We start from the raw sequence: 19,175 nt of genomic DNA on the forward strand, positions 1-19,175 counted from the left end.
AATCGCACGGTTTAATTTCACCAAACGCAGGCAAGAACGTCGTAGGGCATCTTTGAAAGATGGTACAATAGTTGGAGTAAAAAATTACAACGTTCCTGACACAATTGACGCATCAAACGCCACTGCATCAAAACTTTATAACCTAACTAAAATATGCTGCACTCCTACTTCAAAATTGCCTTGCGCAACCTGCGCAAAAACAGATTGTTCTCCATTATCAATGTTGCCGGACTCGGCCTCGGCATCGCTGCGTTCATCCTCATTTTTGAATATGTGGCTTTTGAAAAAAGCGTGAACATGTTCCATAAAAACCTGACCACATTATATCGCATGCTGGAAAGCAGGCCCACAGGTGAAGTTTTTGTGCAAATGGCACCCGCCATTGCGCCTTTGGTCAAAAAAGAATTCAGTGAAGTGAAAGATTATTGCCGCGTTGCCGAAGGGTCTGCGAATGGCATCATCACCATTGAAGGCGACAAAAGCGGGTCCGTTCCGTCATTTAGAGAGGACCGGCTGGCCTATGCCGACGGCAGCTTTTTCACACTTTTCACTTTTCCACTTCTTTACGGGAATGTACAATCGGCTGTTTCACAACCCAATACAATCGCACTGGCTGCTTCGAGAGCAAAAAAATATTTTGGAACCGAAAAGGCGCTTGGCAAGACATTGACGGTTAATAACCAGTTTGGCAAAACATTATACACGGTCACCGCCGTCTATGCCGACATGCCCGAAAATTCGGATCTCGAATTCGATGCCATACTTTCTCTGCAAACCCTCGCTAACCCTGCCAACCTCAACGGCAACGGCTGGGCGCGACTGGATGGTTTTGACGGCTCCTATGTGACCAACTTTTTCCAGCTAACCGAGAACAGCAGTTACAGCAGCCTCGAAAAGAAAATCAACACGCTCAAACAAAAGCTGGATTCGGAAGACAAAGGAAAACTTGTGCTGCAACCCATGTCCGCATTGCATTTGGGCTCATCCATGGACGATGCCAACGAAACGAGCGGAAGCCTGTCATTTGTTTATCTCCTCACCGGCATTGCGATCCTGATTTTGGTGATCGCTTGGTTTAATTACATTAACCTGTCTACGGCCGCTTCGCTGAAAAGAGCCAAGGAAGTCGGGGTGAGAAAAGTCGTTGGGGCTGGCAAATTCCAGCTGATCACGCAATTTTTGGGCGAATCTTTCTTGCTTAATATCATTGGTTTTGGGGTGGCATTACTGCTCGTTTCTGCGGTTCAAAAGAACTTCAATGATTTTACTCAAAAGAACTTTTCGCTGGCAGGTTTGCTGGCTAATCCGTCCTGGATCGCTGCGGCGGTGCTGCTTGTCTCAGGCGCTTTTTTGTCGGGGAGTTACGTCGCTTTTTCGGTGACTTCTTTGCAGCCTATCCAAATATTAAAAGGCGCGTCTGGCATTAAGTTGGGTTCTGGCAAAGACAACTGGCTGCGGAAAGTGCTGGTTGTAATGCAGTTCAGTGTGTCCGTCATACTCATTATCGCGACGCTCGTCCTTTACAAGCAGCTCCAATTTATGCAAAACAAAGATCTTGGTTTCAAAGCCGAGCAGCGGCTCGTGATCAATGGGCCGCAATTGGGCGATGAAAAAATGCTCGCGACCAGCTCCACAATGCTCGACGATCAGGTTAGTGCCTTGCCTTATGTCAAAAATTTGAGCCACACGGGCATTGTTCCGGGCAATTATTATTCATTCAACGCCTCGGGCATAGTCAAACTGGGTGACAAACCGGACAATGCTAAAAAAAGTTACGCAATGGGGATCATCGACGACCGTTATCTGTCGGTTTTCCAGATTGGGCTGGTTGCAGGACGCAATTTCACGGTGCGCGAGGCGGAGCAGGCCTGGGAAAAAAGTGGCAAACTAATGATCAATGAATCTGCGGCTCGTCAGCTTGGGTTCGAATCGCCGCAAAAGGCAGCGGGAGCAATGATCAGTTGGGGACAGACTTTCGAGGTTGTGGGCGTTGTAAAGGACTACAATCATCAGGGATTGCAAAAAGCTGTCGACCCCATCATTTTTATGCCTCGGCGTTCGGGCGGAAGGCTGGTTTTGCAACTTTCAACTGCCAATATGCAAAAGCAGTTGAGAGAACTTGAAGAACTGTACAAAGCCGCTTACCCGGGCAATCCTTTCGAATATTATTTTGTAGATCAAAAATACAATGAACAATACAAAACCGAGCAGCAATATAGCCAGGTTTTCGCACTGGCATCTATGCTCGCCATTTTCATCGCCTGCCTGGGTTTGTTTGGACTAGCCACATTCATGACCGAGCAGCGCACCAAAGAGATCGGCATTCGAAAAGTGCTTGGTGCCAGCATTGCCGGCATCCTTGCATTGGTTTCAAAAGATTTCTTGCGACTCGTCATTATTTCCATTCTCATTGCCTGTCCGATCGCGGGTTACCTGATGAAAAACTGGCTGCAAGACTTTGCTTACCAGACGGAAATAAGCTGGTGGATGTTTGTGGGATCGGGTGTTTTGGTCATGCTCATCGCCTTGCTGACTGTCGGCTTTCAGGGCCTCAAAGCTGCACTGACGAATCCCGTCAAGTCGCTTAGGAATGAATGATTAGTCTCCGCTCAATGACATAAGGGTTTTCCCAAAAAGTCTTTGCAAGTGCGCTTGTGGATTGGTACGATAATTTACCGCCGCGGTTTTTTTCAAAAAAACACCATCCACATTGCAGCACAATGGAAGAAAACACATCTCCGCACCGTCCTGAGCCGGACAAAACCACACCCGGCAAACTGGACGATCTATTCACGCCCGGACTATTCAGAAAGTCTGAAGGCACTGCTTACAGCCGCCCTTTGAATAAAGGAAAAAAATCGAGGGTCAAACCGTCAGATAAAGATTCAACCGTCACGACCGGGCGTAATTGAGGATCTTACTGATGCGTTTTGCGAGCCCGTGAACCGCCATGTTTGGCACAATTTTTATTAAGACCGAAATCTTTTTTAAAACCATCAACAAACAATTAAATCTTCATCACATGAAAATTATCAGCACAAAAATGCACAGCGTGTTGGATTACGCAACTGGCATTTTATTCATTGCAATGCCGTGGATCCTTGGCTTTAACGAAAACGTGCCTGCAACCTGGACACTCGTTGCCGTTGGCGCCACTGCACTCTTGATGTCAATGTTCACCAATTACGAAGGCGGCATGGTGCGCAGCATTCCCATGGCAACGCACCTGAACGTGGACATCGTAACGGGCTTGTTCCTGGCGGCATCGCCTTGGATTCTGGGTTTTGCGGACGAGGTTTATTTGCCTCACCTTATTCTCGGATTGTTTGAAGTTGTTGCTGGCCTCATGACAACGCGCGTTGCCCAAGTAACAGAGGAAAATGCATTCGAGCGCACCCAACAGCCTTAATCTATTTAGTCAGTAAAAAACAATCAGTTTCGATTATGGGAAAAGATGAGTCAGGCGGATTTCACCCGCTCAAAGGGAAGCCATCTGTGGTGAATAAAGTAGAGGGGTTAGGGATTCCAAATACGCCATCTGACAAGTTGGAGGAATTTTTGGAACGGGATGATGAATATGTTGCAGATGACCTGACCCTCGATCCATCGGTGCCGGTCAGACACCCGAACAGGAACACATCAAAAGGTGAAAACTCATTTAAGGGCAAGGAAAATAAGCCTGAAAGTGACAAAACTTCGGAATTCGTTATCGATGAGGAAACCAAGACCGAACCGGAAGAATTGCCGCAAGTGCTTAATAAGGAGCTTTTTATCGAACTGGCCACTTACCGCGCAGCTTGTTGCGTGACCATTTACATTCCTACGCACAAGTCCGGCGTGGCAGTGAATGAGAAAAAGGATCTGATTGTCTTCAAAAACGCGTTGCAGGACATTGCCAAAAGGCTTGCCGAGAAAGAAATCCCTGTTGCGGTGATTGAGCAAATGCTGACGCCGGGTCATGAATTACTTAAAGACGATGCTTTTTGGGGCAGCATGAATGAAGGCCTGGCTGTGTTCATTTCGGAAGGATATTTCCGTTACATTAAAATGCCTGTTGCGCCAGAAAGTGAGGTTATGTGCGAAAAGACATTTTACGTTTCTCCGTTGATCCCGATCATGGCTTGCAAGGAATATTTTTATCTGCTGGTGATCAGCAAGCAGAAATGCAAGTTGTTCAGGGCCGATGCATTCGGGATGGAATATGTTGATGTGCCCGACCTGCCGAGTGAAATGATGGATGTCAAACGCATTTCTGAAAAAGATGCCAGCACGGTGCGCGTGGACAACAGCTCGGGAGGCGGCGCCAATTTCCACGGAATGGGCGGCGGCAACCCGGACGAGAAGGACAACATTGCCGTTTACTTCGAGCATGTTGACGATATTTTGTACAAACAAATATTGCATACGGAGAATGTGCCGCTTCTTTTGGCTGGCGTGGAATATCTCATCCCGATCTATAAGTCGGTTTGCGACTATCACAATGTTTGCAGCGATTCCATTACGGGGAGCCACGAGCATGATGATAAAAATGAGCTTTATAAAATAGCCAAGGAGGTCATGACGTCCTATTTTGAGCAGCCGCTCGATAAAGCATTGACAATTTATGCAAATCAATCGGCAACGGAATTGACTTCTTCTTCGGCTGAGGAAATCATTCCCGCAGCTTACTACGGCAGGATTTCACATATTTTTGTAAGAAAGGCAGATCACATCTGGGGCACGTTCGACGAAAATTTGAATGAGCTTAACCTCGGCAATACAGAAAGTCCCGACACCGAAGATTTACTGGACGAAGCATTGATCAAAACCATCCAAACGGGCGGAGAAGTTTATGTCCTGGACCAGGAAAAAATGCCAGCTGAAACTGCGGTGGCGGCGGTGTTCCGGTATTAATATATGCAAGCAACAACGTCTGCAAAATTCAGCTATGAATACCATTATGTCAACGGATTAATGTTGCATGTGGGGCACCTGGGGCCTGTGGGGGGCGAGATGATCGTTTTCCTGCACGGTTTCCCGGAATTCAGTCATAGCTGGTTAGAGCAGGCCGCATTTTTTGCAAATAAAGGTTACCACGTTGTTGTCCCGGATCAGCGTGGCTATAATTTGAGTAAAAAGCCGGTCTTGATTAAGGATTACGCATTGAATCATCTGGTCGGGGACATTGCAGGTTTAATAACGTCGCTCACCACGTGCCCGGTCACTGTCACCGGGCACGACTGGGGCGGCGGGGTGGCCTGGGCGCTCGCACAGTTTCGTCCCGAGCTGGTTAAGAATCTTGTGATCCTTAATATGCCGCATTTGCAGGTTATGCGGGACAATTTGAAGAAAAACCCCATTCAAATGCTCAAAAGCTGGTATGCTGGTTTTTTTCAGCTCCCGTTTATTCCTGAAAAAGTGTGCAGCGCATTCAATTACAAATGGCTCGCTATGAGCATGGTGAAGACAGCTCGTCCGGGCATTTTCTCACGTGGTTATTTGTCTGCGTGCAAGCAGGCCTGGCGCCAGCCTAACGCATTGTCCGCAATGATCAACTGGTATCGCGCATTTTTTCAGATCCTGATCGATAATGATGTGGACATTGAAGTTCCGGTGCTGCTCCTCTGGGGCGCAAAAGACAAATTTTTGACGACTAAAATGGCACAGCAAAGTATCAAACGTTGCAAAAATGGACAGTTGATTATCCTTGAAAATGCGTCGCACTGGCTGCATCATGAGGAACCTGCATTGGTGAACGCCTATATCCACACATTTTTGAATAGCCAGGTGACAAGAAGTTAAAGATCATCCACGAATTCCCTGCAAAAAAGGGGCCGGCGGTGTAATTTATCCGCCGGCCCCTTCATTTTTGCCTTTAATTTTTAAGACTTTTCAACGATCATCTTCCGCTCTTCCAGCGAAAAACCCGCCCCTTCTGCCAGAATGTGCATTTGCATTCCCTCAACATAAATGGGCTGCATATTTTTCGCTTCTCCAAAATTGGTTGTTTTGACCCCATCCGCTTGCAGGATCATTGCCACACCCGAGCCGATGGTCCGCATGTGCTGCCCTCCTGTAATAACCAGTCCGGTGTCCTCGCAGATCCCTATCGCAAGAAAACCAGGGTTCATCAGCAACGCTTCCGAAAGTCTTGCAAAACGGCCACGGCTCATAAAGTGCGTGTCAATGATGGCTTTGGGAAGCAATGTAAAACCCCTGCTCATCTCCACAATGCCATTGACCAGCGACTCCGTGCTCGACCCTTCCTTAATCATCGCCGCCGACATGGCCATTGCGCCTGCGCTGGTGCCGGCAAACACAAGAAGAGGAAGAAAGCAAAAACACGGGAAAAGGAACGGTGGGCGCAGTCGCGCTGGACGCATCCGGGAACATTGCCGTGGCAACTTCTACCGGCGGCATTACCAACAAAAAATTTGGCCGCGTTGGCGACACGCCTATCATTGGTGGTGGAACATATGCGAACAATCAAACTTGCGCTGTGTCGTGCACGGGCGACGGGGAGTTTTTTATCCGACTGGTGACGGCCTATGATGTGGCTTCGCTGGTTCAATATAAGCTTGTTGCATTGGGAGAGGCTTGTCAGGCAGCCGTTGACAAGCTGACGCAGCTGGGCGGCGAAGGCGGATTGATCGCGGTGGATACAAAAGGCAATGTGGAGCTGAAATTCAACTGTGAAAGCATGCTCCGGGGCTGGAAAAATGATCGCGGGGAAGGAAGCATTAACATCTGGCCGGACGGCGAATAGCGGCTTGCATTGCCCAAATAATGGTATGCTTTTTATAAGGCGAGCCCGGTCATTAACAACTTGAACCTATGGATTTTATTGATGGACTTGGCCTTGTGGCTGGCATATTTACATCTGCGGCGGTGGCACCGCAGCTCATCACGACGATTAAAAAGAAGAAAGCGAGTGAGGTTTCAACTGCGATGTTTGTTGTGATGCTTACAGGAAATGCCCTTTGGGTTTATTATGGTGTTGACAAAAAGGATATCCCAATCATTGCGACGAACATCTTCACCATCTGCCTGAATGTGGCAATGCTTTTTCTCAAATACAAATATAAAGACAACGATTGAGTGGGTTGCACGAATGATAAGTTTGCAACCGGGCAAAACGCCCGGTTGCATTTTTTTTATTTCACTTCGTCATTAAGCATCTGCGCCATTTCAAGGTGTTGATTCAAATTTGGAAGTTTTTGGGTGGCCCAGGTTTTCAGCTCATTGTCTTGTCCGCCTGTCGATTCGCTCTGGAACAATGCAATGGTTTCCTGGTGTGAGGCAACCATCATTTTAGCATACAATCTATTAAATGCCACGCCTGAGGCTGCATTCAAGCTGTCAAGTTTCAGTTGTTTCGCATTGCTTACTGTTGTAGGCAAATCCACTTTTTTTGGGTCTGAAATGCTTTTCAGTTCATTGTTTGCCATGGTATGATCCGTGATCATCATTTGTCCGAATGATTTAATGCTCATTGAATCGGCACCCATCATCACGCCCATTGCAGAACTGTCGCCTTTGGCAACGGCCATCTCGCCTGCTCTCACTTCAAACATTCCGCCGTCTGCCGCATTTACTGCAAACGTCCTATCCGTTTCAGAAACGCTTGTCACATTGTCCTGGTCATCATCATCATCATCACATGAAACGGCAACGAACATTCCTGCGGCAAGCATCAAAATCATTTTTAACTTTTTCATAAATTGTACTTTTGTTTGTTGATACTGGCCGCGCCTATAAAATGTATGCCAGCCACTTTTTGAAAGCAGCTGGCATGTGCGTTGATCATCGGATTCAGTAAGGGCCTGCCGTGTCATGATTTTGCAGGTCTGTCAGGATTAATTTAAGGGTTTCAATATGCCGCTGCATTTCATCCTTTCTTTCCAAATGATCTTGTGACATGGAATTATATCCTTTCTGCGCATATTCCAGTTCGAGTTTGCGGAGCAGGTGTTTTCGTTCTTCCATCATGCGCAGGGCCGCCCACAATGTTGCGCTTGCAGTTTCGGCCTGCTTCACCACCAGATCGCGCTCGGTATAAGCGTGGCCAATGTGACACCGATAGCGATTGATCACATCTCCTTTTACTGCCCATAAGTTTCCACCACAGTCCGGGCAGGCAAAAACACTTTTATCGGCAATTTTTTCAACGGCTTCTATGCCCACTGCTGTTTTTTCGGCAATCAATGATTCAAGCACCACATCTTCCGGAGCAGACATTTCTATGCCTTCTTCGTGACTAATTGTTTCTGTCAGAATTGCACCGATGGAGCCGAGTTCGCTAACGTAATCCACGTCCATATTGTTGATCACCGAAAGCGGCATATCCGGATATTCGGCTTGATTGGGATCTTGCACAATGCAAGTTCCGCCGCTTCTTTTGATGGCCCACATGCCCGAAGTCCCGTCATCAAGCATTCCGCTTAAAATGACCCCTACCGCACGTGAAGCATAAGCCACTGCGGCAGATCGAAAAAGCACGTCGATGGACGGCCTGAAACGGTTTTCATGTGGACCAGATCCCAGTATTATTTTGCCAGCTTTGACAAGCAAATGGTGATTGGGTGGAGCTACGTAAATGTGCCCGGCAGCAATGGTGTCGCCATCGGCGGCCATCTTGCATTCCATGGAAGTTACTTTTGCAAGCCGATGCACTACGAAATCACCAATGCCTCTACGCGACAAGTGCAGGACAATGCAGTAGGCTGCGTCCAGCGACACAGGCAAAGTCTTAACGAGCTCGGCCAGGGCATTCAAGCCGCCGGCGGACGCTCCTATTACTACAATATACCTGGGTTGGGCGGTCATATGCGTGATTCATTTTTTAACTTCAATTGTTGCTGAATCGTTTTAAGCTCGGTGATATCATTAAAAGTGATGATGGCGCCGGAAGTTTTATTGTCGATCTGCTTAATGTAGGGCATGGTCATCACCTGGAACCATCTGCTGTCCTTCGTTTCGATTTCCCTGGTTATTACCGAATCATTTGCCAATACAGTGTTGATATCTTCTATGATCGTCTCGACCTTAAAATTCGTGGAAATGTTGCCCAGCGGTCGTCCGACGTCACTATCGACCAGGTTAATGAGTTTGGCCGCTCCGGGTGAAAATTTGATCAATTGCAGCTGATTATTGATAAATAGCTGACCATTGACATTGCTCCGGAAATAATTGTTAAGGTCGTCGTTGAGCTCTAAAAGCTCTTTGTTTTTCAGCTGATAGTCCGAGTTAATGGTGTGCAACTCTTCATTGATCGACTGCATTTCTTCACTCGTGCTCTGCATTTCTTCGTTCGCAGAAAGCAATTCTTCGTTAAAGGATTGCATATTTTCATCAAGTGAATACAATTTCTCGTTGGAGGCGATGAGCTTTTCTTTGAGATCTTTCACTTCCTGTTCGAGGCTTTTTGTGTATTGATCCAAATAAGTTGCTTCATCGAACACAAGCCCGTCACTCGCTCCCGCCGCTTCCGAAGTTTCCTCACGAATTCGCACAACCAAAAAACCATTGCTCCGCCCTTTGTAAATCATGGGGCTTATCGACAATGTCACACTGCTGATTTCGCCACCCTGCCTGATCTTAATGCCACTGACCGTTGACGCTTCTTCACTTTGGACCACATTGCTCACGATCGCATTATAAGCAACCGCAAGCGGGCCCGGAAGCAGCTCCGAAAAATCCGTAGTCATGATTTTTTGAAGCAAAAACCGGGTCGTATCCCCATAGAATTTTAAAATCCGCTCATTCTGATCAATGCAAACGACCAGTTGCCCAAGGTCTTTCACGATTGTCTCTGTGACTGCATCGCCAAGGGTTCGGTCCGGGATTTTGTAAGCCTGCTCTTTTACATTTGGCGCATCGGCGCGTTTCTTATAAGAGACTTCTGGGAGTGAAAACGATTCAAACCTAACCGGTCTATCTTCTCCCTGATTTTTATAAACCTTAAATTTTTTGCTGATCACCTTCAAGCTTTGCAAGATAGGCAGCGGGTTTTCGCTCGATCCCAGAAAAAGATAACCCTGGGAGCGAAGTCCGAAGAGCAGCATCATGTAGATTTTCTTTTGCAGCGCTGGCGTCATGTAAATCAGCACATTGCGGCAGCTGATGAAATGCATGTTACAATAAGGCGGATTTTTCACCAAATCATGCTGAGCGAAAATCACCATTTTACGCAATGACGGTTTCACTCGGTAATCATCGCCATCCGGCTGAAAAAACCGGCTCAGCCGCTCTTCCGAAACTTTTCCGAGAACATTGGTCTTGTACACGCCCTTTCCGGCCTGTAACAATGCTGCGCTGTCAATGTCCGTCGCAAAAATCTTCACCACGTGCTCATTAATCCGGTCGCCAAGATGCTCATTGACAAGCATGGCCATGGAATACGCTTCTTCGCCCGTAGCGCACCCGGTAACCCACATTCTGATTTCCTGCTGCGGCGCCAAGTCGGCAATGATGGCGGGAATGACCTGGCTTTCGATGAACTTGAAGGCTTCCGTATCACGGAAAAATCCGGTAACACTGATCAAAAAGTCTTTCGCCAATATTTCCAGCTCACCCGGATTTGCCTTGATAAACTCAATGTAACTTGCCAGCTCACCAAAATTATTAGCGGCAACGCGTCTTTTTATCCTTCTTAAAATGGTGGAATGTTTGTAATCAGAAAAGTCGAGCGGCAATTCCTTGTTAATGAGTGCGATAATCTCACCCACATGCTCCTCATCATTGATGCCGCTCGCCAGCAGGTCGAGCTCGCGTTTGACGTATTCTTCAATAACCAACGGCATTGCTTCGGGTTCTAGGATAAAATCCACCATTCCGGTTGATATGGCGTTGGCTGGCATGCTGTGAAATTCCGTTCCATCGGGCTCCCGCGCAATCACCAGTCCGCCCGCTTTTTTAATGGCCTTGATGCCATCGGCGCCATCAGATCCAAGCCCTGAAAGCACAATCCCAATTGCCTTTGGTCCATACTCAACCGCCAGCGAGGCGAAGAGTGCATTAATGGTCATGTTGGGTGTGCGGTCTTCTTTTTTATCGGTTAAATACAAACTTCGCCCGCGCACGGTCATGAATTTGTCATTTGGAATTGTATAAACCTGATTGCCCTGAATGGCCATTCCATCCTCTGCCTGCTGCACGATGAGCTTGCTATGCCTGGAAAGTAGCGTCACCATGTGGCTTTTAAACTCAGCAGATAAATGCTGCACGATGACATAAGAAACGCCATCAGACGGCGTATGGTCGAAAAAAGCGTTGAGGTCGTCAAGGCCGCCAGCGGATGCGCCAATTGCAATGATATGATGCGGTTCTGCTGTAAACATAATAGTCGTGAATGGGTGAATATCGGAAAGGGCTTGCATTTACATTAAAAGCGTGCCATCGTCGTGAAAACGTACCACCGTAAACGCAAAATGCCGCCTCTCGAATTAGAGACGGCATTCCGTGACAATCTGTCACTTAAAGCTTAAAGCCGACAGTCGCTCTCAGGATATTATTCTTTTGATTGCTTTCTTTAAAAAACCTGCTCATTCCCCATTCGTGAGAAAAATCGAAGGTTATGAAACCCAGTTCCAGGCCAAAACCTGCGTTTAATCCGTAAGAGAATTCTTCAATGTTGTCTTTGTCAAAACGCTGAGAATCATTTTGATCCACATTCAAAACATAACTCCCGACGACACCGCCTTTGATATTAAACCTTAAAAAACCGCCTTTGGCTTTTGTCAGGTAAATTCCTAACATCAATGGTGCTTTCAACGAATGAATTCTTGGGCCGGTCAGCAATGGCGCCGTGGAAATGCTGTCTTCGCTGGTAACGTCCATAGAAGAACTGAAATAATGCACACCGGGCTGAATGAAGAATTTGCGTATTCTAAACCTGAAATCCAGACCCGCGTTCCATCCCGCACGCCCCGCATACTGATCGTCCTGGAAGTCAGCATTGAAGCTGGATGCGTGAATGCCTGCCATTGGGATTACCCACATTCCCGAATTCCGAGCCTTTTTCTCTCCAAACCGTTCTTTGAAACCCAGTCTCGACTCTTTGTCCTCGGATTCATCGTCACGAGTTTCGTCCTGCTCGGAGGCTCGGTCCTGGTCCTTGTCAAAGTCACGGTCTTTGTCCTTATCAGCGTCCCGGTCTTCATTTCTGTTTAAATCACGGTCTCCTTTCTTGTCAAAACTTCTTCGGTTACGTGCTCCATCAGATCTGCCCGCCTGTTCTCCTCGCCTGTATTTCAACCAGTTTTTATAATCCTCATAATCAGACCGATCCTCCGCCGCAATGCCATCTCCTGCCGGTTTTGCTCCCTGCGGCTGACGCGCATTGTAGTCTGACGGAACAATAATGTTGTTAATGATAATCGCAGGCTGCCCCTGTTGTTGCGGATAACTCCGGTAGGTTGCTTCCAGAACACGCTGTGCGATGGCCGCGGCATCGGCGCCATTTGCATCCGGTGTAATGTTGCGCTGCACCACATAAGGAGCGTTTGGATTGGTTTGCGCGGCCGAATTGCCCTGCATCATGCTGCTGTCGCTTCGATAAGCAGGCTGCTGATTGCTCGGATATGCGGACTGCTGGGTGCTGCCTTGTGAAGCTGATGAACCCGATAAGGCAGGCCTGACCATTCCTGACGCACTCGACCCACCCGTCGAAGCGAGCTCCTGCTCTTTTTCCTGGATATCTTTTTGAAGCTCTGCAATGTCTTTATTGAGCTTTTCGATGTCATCTGAGGCTTTTCGGGCATTTTTCGCATCACGCTGGGCATCCTTTGCAGCATTGGAAGCCTTTTTAGATAGTTTTTTGTCCTGTGGATTTGTCGCCAAGTCACGCGCTGCGGCAGTGTTAGCGTCTGCTGAGGCCTGCGCTTTTTGCGTGTTTTCCTGCAAATCCGCGCGCTTTTTCTCAAGATTCTTCTGCTTGTCCACAAGCTTGATCTTTTTCTCATTGACCTCTTTGCTCAGGTCAATTGCCTTCTTCTGGTCATTTAACGCCTGCAAGGAATCCTTGGAGGTAACTTGTGCGAATGCCGGGACCGAAAATAGCAGCGCGGCCAGCACATAGGATGCTAGTTGTAGTTTCATTTTGTTTTTAATTTGATGATGAATATTAATTACTGCGGGTTATTCAAGCTGGAAAATACAGGGCTGCAATGCGCCCACCGTGGGAAATGTGATAATGCTTCTGGCGAGGACGCCTTATAATTATTATGCCCACACATTTATGGCTGACGCAAATAGCGCTGGTCATAAAAGCGTGGGCATTGAAGTTAATTTCTGATGACCAGGCAAGCTTCGTTACGGCAATTGCAAATGGTGTTTAACTTTTGCTAACAAGGTCGTCCATTAACTGGATCAATTCGCGCAGGTCTACGGGCTTGACGAGGTGGCCGTCGAATCCGGCATCCGTGGCCAGCTGCTTGTCTTCCTGCTGACCATAGCCGGTTAAGGCAATGAGTGGGATTCCTTTGCCCCAGCTATGCTGACGGATCAATCTGGCGGTTTCATAACCGTCTATTCCGGGCATGCCAATGTCGCATAAAATTACATCTGGTCGGGATTCGTCTGCGGCCTGAATGCCTTCCAGGCCACTTTTGCGACTGTCTACTTGAAAACCTTTGAGCTTTAAAAGCAGTGTAACCATCAAAGTCGCATCCGTATTGTCATCAATGACCAAAATGCGCTGGCCACGCGGCCGGTTGCCTGTGTCATTACCTGTGGGCGCGTGTTTGTTAACTGACTCGTCCAGCAGCGGCAAATAGACGCGGAATTCACTTCCCTGTCCCAATCCGGGGCTGCGCGCTTCCACATATCCGCCGTGCATTTTGACCAGGCGCTGCACCAATGTCAGGCCAATGCCCAGCCCGCCCTGCGACCGCGCCAGCGAATTATCGGCTTGAACAAACAGATCGAAAATGGAGGTTAGCTGGTCTTCGGTAAGTCCGATTCCATTATCGGTCACTTGTATCAGCACTTGCTCGCCCTCTTTGGACACACTGATGCGAACCTGACCATGGTCGCCCGTGTAGCGAAGTCCATTGGTTAACAGGTTTATTATGATCTGCGTTAAGCGTGTGGCGTCACCTTCAACATAGAATTTGGAAGTCAGAGGTGCCAAGAGGAGGTTTTTGCCCGCTGCCGCAAATTGGCCGCTTATAGCCTTGAATGCATCCGACACCAATGTGCCAAGCTCTGTGCGCTCTTTCCGGAGCTCAATTTTATTTTGCGTAATGCGGCTTACATCGAGCAGATCGTCTATCAGGCGCACAAGATGATCTACCTGCCGATTCATTAAGCTCACGGTCTGCTGCATAACAGGGTCCTTTTCAGGATTTGTTAGAGACAGCACCGACAGTCCGTTGCGAACAGTGGACATTGGATTTCTGAGCTCGTGGGCAAGCATCGCAAGGAATTCGTTTTTGCGCTTGTCGTCCTGCTGCAATTCCCTTTCTGCAATTTTCAGATCATTTATATCGGTAATCACAACAATAAGCCCTCTTACCTGCCCGCGGCTATCGAGCAGGGGCAATGCGGTCACGTGTGTCCAGATTGTAGTTCCGTCCTGATCTGTAAAACGCATTTCAATTGGAGGAATGACCCGTTCGCCGCGCAAGGCACGCGCGCCGGGATAATTGCTTTCTTCCAATCGGCTCCCGTCCGGATTATAAGCGAGCCAGCGGTGATGACTGGCCGTATCCAAAGAAGGCATAAGGCCGTTGGGCATAAACCGCTCCATTGCTTTATTGGCTATAACGATCCTCCCTTGTAGATCCAGCTCGCCAACGCCTACGGGCAAACTCTCAAAAATCGCTGCCAAACGCGCTTCGCTTGTACGCAAAGCTTCCTCTACATTTTTACGGCCAGAAATATCTTTAAATAAAACAGCAACACAATGCTGCTCCGGAGGCCCGATCCTGAAAGCAAAAACATCATAAAAATAGCCTAATGCCGCTGCTTCGTGCTCAAAGCGGGCCGACTCACCGGTTTTAGCAATGCGCCCGTATGTTTCAAACCAAAACTCTTCATGTGCGGGCGCGAGCGTACGCATGGTTTTTCCAATAGCGTCGGTCAGACCAGTCTGCCGGATGAACGCCGGGTTAGCTTGCAAAACGCGATAGTCAACAGCCTTTCCTTGTTCGTCAAAAATGAGTTGGATTGTGCAGAATCCTTCATCTATTGACTCAAATAACAAGCGATATTGCAGCTCAGATTCAATTTGAGCTTCCTGCGCTTTTTTGTATTCGGTCATATCGCTAGCCGTGCCAAACCAACCAATGATGTCGCCCTTATTGTCGAATTTGGGAATTGCGCGGGAGAATGTCCAGCCCAGTTCGCCATCGGCCAGTATGACGCGATGTTCGAGTTCAAAAGTTGTTTTAGCGGCAATCGCTTTGCTGATCGCATCCTGCACAAAATCCTGATCCTCAGGCGGAATGTAACTTTGGAGCCAGCTAGTGTTTTCTGTCGCCGTATCCAGCAGAAAGGATTTCCCCACCAGCTGATGCATTTGTTGCCAGTCGGCGCTCATTTGGTAAACGGCGTCGGAGGTGGAGGTTACAAAAGCTCGAAAGCGCTCTTCTGATTCCACAAGCGCATCTTCGGCTTCCCGGCGCGTTGTAATGTCGTACATAACCCCGTTCATGACCGTCGGCTGTCCATCTGCCTTTTCCATCACACGTCCATAACCACTCATCCATTTTACGGTGCCGTCTTCGAGCATAACACGAAACTCTGTGTTAAATAGCTCATCACTGGTCAATGCTTGCTGCAACTCGCTACTCACCCGATCGCGATCTTCCGGATGTATGTGGTTAAAAAACAGTTCGGGAGCAACCGGATTGCGGCGGGGTTTTAAACCTAATATTTTGAAATGCTGCTCGTTCCAGTAAACTTTATTGTGGATCAGATCCCATTCCCAGGTTGCCATACTCGCTGCTTCTGTGGCCAACCTAAGGTGCTTTTCTGCTTGTCGCAGCGCATCTTCGGCCCCAACGAGATCTATCCTACTATGGACTCGCCCGGTCAATTCGCGCATGACGGTTAACTGAACACCGCCAACATGGCCTGAATCCTGAAACACCGGACTGTAAGCAAGCGTAAAACGCGCTTCCTGTGAGTCATCCAAATGGTAAATTGGATAAAATGCATCTTCAAAATATAGCGATTCCCCCTTCCACACACGTTTATAGACAGACTGATTCAGGTCCCATATTTCTGGCCAGCTTTGCTCGATCGGTTGACCGAAACCGGACGGATGCCGGTGGCCCATCAGTTCGCGGTAGCCGTCATTGTAAATTTGTATAAGCGCTTCTCCCCATAATACGACGGTCGGAAATGGAGAAGCCATGATCAGTTGAACAGTTGTGCGGAGGGATTGTGGCCAGTAGGCGCTCGCTCCTAGTGGCGTTTGTGACCAGTCGAATGATTGGCAAATGGTATGCATTTCACCTGGTCCCTGAAAAAAAGGGTCTTGACTATTGTTGGCTGAATCACCCATAAAGCAAATATTACACAGGTTAAAAAAAGGAAGCAGACTGGCTAAAAAAATCCCATGCGCGATCCGCTGCATGACAATGATGTGGTAATCATCACTTTACCGAAGTCATTTTTGCTACCTGATTGTTAAAGGTTGCTGGTAGGTAACAATTACTATGCCATATGAGTAAACGGAAACAGAAGATCGGTGATTTACGTTAAATTGAACGCAACGATCAGGCACGATTATAAAAGTAAAATTAATATAACGAAAGTATAACCTAAAATGAATCGCTCTACCCCTTTTTACACAAGGCTTGCCCAGGTTTTGATCAGCATTATTTGCCTGGTTTACATTGCTATCATTGGCCAGACGCTGCTGGCGCCGCTCATCTTTGCACTTTTATTCTCTCTTTTGCTTTTGCCTTTTGCCGGAACGCTGGAATATCGCTTTCGATTTCCCAGGGCATTGTCGTCGTTGATTTCCCTGCTTGCATTAATCGGCGCGATTGCGGGAATATTTATCCTTCTGGGTTCGCAGCTGACTGCGCTGGCTCAGGATTGGCCTGCATTCAAAAAGCAGGTGCTCGACACAACCATTGATCTTCAAAAATGGATTGAAGTAACGTTCCATATGGATAGCGAGGAACAGATGAGCTACATCAATGACTCAGCTTCAAAGGCCGTTACAACGGGTTCAAGCATTTTAGGACGCACGATTCTTTCGGTTTCCTCGGTTTTGCTTTTCCTATTATTTACTTTTCTGTATACTTTTTTTATCCTGTTGCACCGGCGACTGCTGCTGCGTTTCATCGTTTCTGTGTTTGATCAGGAGCACAGCGTCATTGTATACGACATCGTTAGTCAGATCCAATATATTGTCAAAAAGTACATTTTCGGGCTTTTCCTGCAAATGCTTTTGGTCACGGGCTTATCCTGCATTGCCTTCTGGCTGCTTGGCGTAAAGTACGGATTTTTGCTCGGACTTATCACCGGGATTTTGAATCTGATCCCATACATTGGCATTCTGACCGCCTTGCTGCTGGCCAGCCTGATCTCGTTTGCAACGGCAGGAACGAGTCAGCTGATATTCGTTTCCATTGCAATTGTGGCCATCCATTTGGTTGACAGCAATTACATTATGCCAAAAATTGTGGGTTCGAAAGTGAAGATTAACACGCTCGTTGCCCTGATCGGGCTGGTGCTTGGGGAAATGATTTGGGGAATTACCGGCATGTTCCTGTCTATTCCGGTCATTGCTATTTTCAAAGTGATTTTTGACCGCGTAAGTGGCCTGAATCCCTGGGGAATTTTACTGGGGGAAGACGACAGCCAGCCTGGGACGAAACCTGCAATCCGCGAAGTGATCGAAGATGAAACCAATAAGGGACAGGTCGCGGCAATAGATTGAGTTGATCTACGGATTTTTATAGTATAAAGGTGCTGCCCGCGACAGGCAGCACCTTTTATGTTTTAAGACTTACAAAAGGCCGCCCGAAACGGTTATCCGCTCGCCAGTGACCCAGCCTGCTTCATCTGAGGCCAGGAAGACTGCAACTTTCGCAATGTCTGCGGGCTGGCCAAGACGCCCCAATGGTGTTAATGGAAGCATTTGTTTTTCAATATCGCCGCCAATGATTCCCATTTCGTGATTTCCCTCCGTGTCTGTAACACCCGGCGCAATGGTGTTGATCCGAATGTTTTTAGGGCCAAGTTCTTTGGCCAATGTTTTGGTTACATTGTCGATGCCCGCTTTTGCCGCAGAATAAACCATGACGCCCGGGATTGGGTTTTGGCTCACCGTTGAACTAATGTTGATGATGCTTCCGCCATTTTCACCAAACAAATTGACAGCTTGCTGAATACTCAAAATCGGTCCCATTAAATGTGTGTTGACCTGCAAATGGAAACTTTCCTCTGTAATACCATCCAGCATTTCAATTTTAAACACACCTGCATTGTTTACCAAAATATCCAGCTGACCGAACGATTTTATCGTTTCATCAAATAGTCTCTTGATGTCGGCAAACTTTGAAATATCCGCCTGCACGGCAATTGCAGTGCCACCATTTTCGGTGATTTCATTGACGACTTTATCCGCCAGCTCCTTACTCGACGAATAATTAACCACAACCTTGGCACCCGCTTTTGCAAAGGATTTTGCAATTCCGGCACCGATCCCTTTGGATGCGCCGGTAACCACGGCAACTTTATTTTCTAATTTTAAGCTCATTTCTAATCTATAATTTGATTGAGCTACAAAGCTAGAATATACAGATGCTTGCGTCAAGTATGTACTTTTTTGTATCTTACGGACTGAAAAGATTGTGTTATTGATTATCAATGATTTAAAATGAAAAAAAATAATCAAGAATGCCCTGATATGCCAACTTGCTCGGTGGACTACGCATTTAGGCGGATAGGAGGAAAATATAAGGGCCGGATTTTGTGGTATCTGCACGAGCATTCGATTTTGCGATATGGAGAACTTGGCAGAACAATGCCGGATGTCACAACCAAAATGCTCACACAAACGCTGCGGGAGCTGGAAGCTGATAATCTCATCAGTCGGAAAGTGTATCTGGAAGTGCCGCCAAAAGTAGAATATACATTGACAGATGTTGGAAAGGAGCTCATTCCATTCATCGAATATTTGAAGGGATGGGGAGAAAAGCAGATTGAAAAAGAACTGGTGCACCATTCATAAA

General features: G+C 47.4%; 16 protein-coding genes. 9 read left to right on the forward strand and 7 right to left on the reverse strand.

The window, feature by feature from the left end; all coding sequences use genetic code 11:
• Positions 1-153: 153 nt before the first annotated feature.
• The 5 genes from LZG73_RS17035 (at position 154) to LZG73_RS17055 (ending at position 5,781) form a co-directional block, all read left to right on the forward strand.
• Complete coding sequence (locus LZG73_RS17035) at positions 154-2,598, forward strand: ABC transporter permease (protein ID WP_233852752.1); 2,445 nt, start codon at positions 154-156, stop codon at positions 2,596-2,598.
• A gap of 122 nt (positions 2,599-2,720) precedes the next feature.
• A complete protein-coding gene (locus tag LZG73_RS17040) occupies positions 2,721-2,912 on the forward strand; it encodes a hypothetical protein (RefSeq protein ID WP_233852754.1) in 192 nt (63 codons plus the stop codon).
• Positions 2,913-3,022: 110 nt separating this feature from the next.
• Positions 3,023-3,409 (forward strand): SPW repeat protein, encoded by a 387-nt coding sequence (locus LZG73_RS17045; RefSeq protein ID WP_233852757.1) that lies wholly within the window; start codon positions 3,023-3,025, stop codon positions 3,407-3,409.
• Between the two features lie 35 nt (positions 3,410-3,444).
• Positions 3,445-4,893: a hypothetical protein gene (locus LZG73_RS17050; protein WP_233852758.1), complete on the forward strand. Its 1,449-nt coding sequence runs from the start codon at positions 3,445-3,447 to the stop codon at positions 4,891-4,893.
• A 3-nt stretch (positions 4,894-4,896) separates the two neighbouring features.
• Positions 4,897-5,781 (forward strand): alpha/beta fold hydrolase, encoded by an 885-nt coding sequence (locus LZG73_RS17055; RefSeq protein WP_233852760.1) that lies wholly within the window; start codon positions 4,897-4,899, stop codon positions 5,779-5,781.
• Positions 5,782-5,861: 80 nt separating this feature from the next.
• Here the strand turns inward: LZG73_RS17055 and LZG73_RS17060 are convergent, their stop codons facing one another.
• Positions 5,862-6,272, reverse strand: a complete 411-nt coding sequence (locus LZG73_RS17060) for a cyanophycinase (RefSeq protein ID WP_233852762.1) — start codon at positions 6,270-6,272, stop codon at positions 5,862-5,864.
• On the opposite strand from LZG73_RS17060, the gene LZG73_RS17065 reads away from it, so the two are divergent.
• Both LZG73_RS17065 and LZG73_RS17070 read left to right on the forward strand, forming a co-directional pair.
• Positions 6,272-6,745 (forward strand): isoaspartyl peptidase/L-asparaginase, encoded by a 474-nt coding sequence (locus LZG73_RS17065; protein WP_310588448.1) that lies wholly within the window; start codon positions 6,272-6,274, stop codon positions 6,743-6,745. The two genes, LZG73_RS17060 and LZG73_RS17065, sit on opposite strands and share 1 nt — an antisense overlap.
• A 68-nt stretch (positions 6,746-6,813) precedes the next feature.
• Positions 6,814-7,077: a SemiSWEET family sugar transporter gene (locus LZG73_RS17070; RefSeq protein WP_233852766.1), complete on the forward strand. Its 264-nt coding sequence runs from the start codon at positions 6,814-6,816 to the stop codon at positions 7,075-7,077.
• Positions 7,078-7,133: 56 nt separating this feature from the next.
• Here the strand turns inward: LZG73_RS17070 and LZG73_RS17075 are convergent, their stop codons facing one another.
• From LZG73_RS17075 to LZG73_RS17095, 5 genes are all read right to left on the reverse strand, one after another.
• On the reverse strand, positions 7,134-7,697 hold the full coding sequence (locus LZG73_RS17075) for a DUF4142 domain-containing protein (RefSeq protein ID WP_233852768.1): 564 nt from the start codon (positions 7,695-7,697) through the stop codon (positions 7,134-7,136).
• A 94-nt stretch (positions 7,698-7,791) separates the two neighbouring features.
• Positions 7,792-8,805, reverse strand: a complete 1,014-nt coding sequence (locus LZG73_RS17080; protein WP_233852769.1) for a chemotaxis protein CheB — start codon at positions 8,803-8,805, stop codon at positions 7,792-7,794.
• The gene (locus LZG73_RS17085) at positions 8,802-11,318 is read right to left on the reverse strand and encodes a chemotaxis protein CheB (RefSeq protein WP_233852771.1); all 2,517 of its coding nucleotides are present in this window, start codon (positions 11,316-11,318) and stop codon (positions 8,802-8,804) included. Before LZG73_RS17085 ends, LZG73_RS17080 begins: the two co-directional genes overlap by 4 nt.
• A 136-nt stretch (positions 11,319-11,454) precedes the next feature.
• Positions 11,455-13,077 (reverse strand): porin family protein, encoded by a 1,623-nt coding sequence (locus LZG73_RS17090; protein ID WP_233852772.1) that lies wholly within the window; start codon positions 13,075-13,077, stop codon positions 11,455-11,457.
• A 235-nt stretch (positions 13,078-13,312) separates the two neighbouring features.
• Positions 13,313-16,435 carry a PAS domain S-box protein gene (locus tag LZG73_RS17095; RefSeq protein WP_233852773.1) on the reverse strand — a complete coding sequence of 1,041 codons (3,123 nt, stop codon included), beginning with the start codon at positions 16,433-16,435 and terminating at the stop codon, positions 13,313-13,315.
• A gap of 318 nt (positions 16,436-16,753) precedes the next feature.
• Here LZG73_RS17095 and LZG73_RS17100 point away from each other — a divergent pair, with 318 nt between their 5' ends.
• Positions 16,754-17,878, forward strand: coding sequence for an AI-2E family transporter (locus LZG73_RS17100; protein ID WP_233852774.1), 1,125 nt, complete (start codon positions 16,754-16,756; stop codon positions 17,876-17,878).
• Between the two features lie 69 nt (positions 17,879-17,947).
• On the opposite strand, the gene LZG73_RS17105 is transcribed toward LZG73_RS17100, so the two are convergent.
• A complete protein-coding gene (locus tag LZG73_RS17105; protein WP_233852775.1) occupies positions 17,948-18,700 on the reverse strand; it encodes an SDR family NAD(P)-dependent oxidoreductase in 753 nt (250 codons plus the stop codon).
• A 120-nt stretch (positions 18,701-18,820) separates the two neighbouring features.
• Here LZG73_RS17105 and LZG73_RS17110 point away from each other — a divergent pair, with 120 nt between their 5' ends.
• Complete coding sequence (locus tag LZG73_RS17110) at positions 18,821-19,174, forward strand: helix-turn-helix domain-containing protein (RefSeq protein WP_233852777.1); 354 nt, start codon at positions 18,821-18,823, stop codon at positions 19,172-19,174.
• Position 19,175: the final 1 nt, after the last annotated feature.

This window comes from Dyadobacter sp. CY326 (genome assembly GCF_021390515.1).
Lineage (GTDB): Bacteria > Bacteroidota > Bacteroidia > Cytophagales > Spirosomataceae > Dyadobacter.

Excerpts from the sequence above, each read along its gene's own strand:
- LZG73_RS17040 (WP_233852754.1), top strand. The coding sequence starts at position 2,721 with ATGGAAGAAAACACATCTCCGCACCGTCCTGAGCCGGACAAAACCACA.
- LZG73_RS17050 (WP_233852758.1), top strand. The coding sequence starts at position 3,445 with ATGGGAAAAGATGAGTCAGGCGGATTTCACCCGCTCAAAGGGAAGCCA.
- LZG73_RS17110 (WP_233852777.1), top strand. The coding sequence starts at position 18,821 with ATGAAAAAAAATAATCAAGAATGCCCTGATATGCCAACTTGCTCGGTG.
- LZG73_RS17095 (WP_233852773.1), bottom strand. The coding sequence starts at position 16,435 with ATGCATACCATTTGCCAATCATTCGACTGGTCACAAACGCCACTAGGA.
- LZG73_RS17090 (WP_233852772.1), bottom strand. The coding sequence starts at position 13,077 with ATGAAACTACAACTAGCATCCTATGTGCTGGCCGCGCTGCTATTTTCG.
- LZG73_RS17035 (WP_233852752.1), top strand. The coding sequence starts at position 154 with ATGCTGCACTCCTACTTCAAAATTGCCTTGCGCAACCTGCGCAAAAAC.
- LZG73_RS17045 (WP_233852757.1), top strand. The coding sequence starts at position 3,023 with ATGAAAATTATCAGCACAAAAATGCACAGCGTGTTGGATTACGCAACT.
- LZG73_RS17060 (WP_233852762.1), bottom strand. The coding sequence starts at position 6,272 with ATGGCCATGTCGGCGGCGATGATTAAGGAAGGGTCGAGCACGGAGTCG.
- LZG73_RS17070 (WP_233852766.1), top strand. The coding sequence starts at position 6,814 with ATGGATTTTATTGATGGACTTGGCCTTGTGGCTGGCATATTTACATCT.
- LZG73_RS17080 (WP_233852769.1), bottom strand. The coding sequence starts at position 8,805 with ATGACCGCCCAACCCAGGTATATTGTAGTAATAGGAGCGTCCGCCGGC.
- LZG73_RS17085 (WP_233852771.1), bottom strand. The coding sequence starts at position 11,318 with ATGTTTACAGCAGAACCGCATCATATCATTGCAATTGGCGCATCCGCT.
- LZG73_RS17075 (WP_233852768.1), bottom strand. The coding sequence starts at position 7,697 with ATGAAAAAGTTAAAAATGATTTTGATGCTTGCCGCAGGAATGTTCGTT.
- LZG73_RS17105 (WP_233852775.1), bottom strand. The coding sequence starts at position 18,700 with ATGAGCTTAAAATTAGAAAATAAAGTTGCCGTGGTTACCGGCGCATCC.
- LZG73_RS17055 (WP_233852760.1), top strand. The coding sequence starts at position 4,897 with ATGCAAGCAACAACGTCTGCAAAATTCAGCTATGAATACCATTATGTC.
- LZG73_RS17100 (WP_233852774.1), top strand. The coding sequence starts at position 16,754 with ATGAATCGCTCTACCCCTTTTTACACAAGGCTTGCCCAGGTTTTGATC.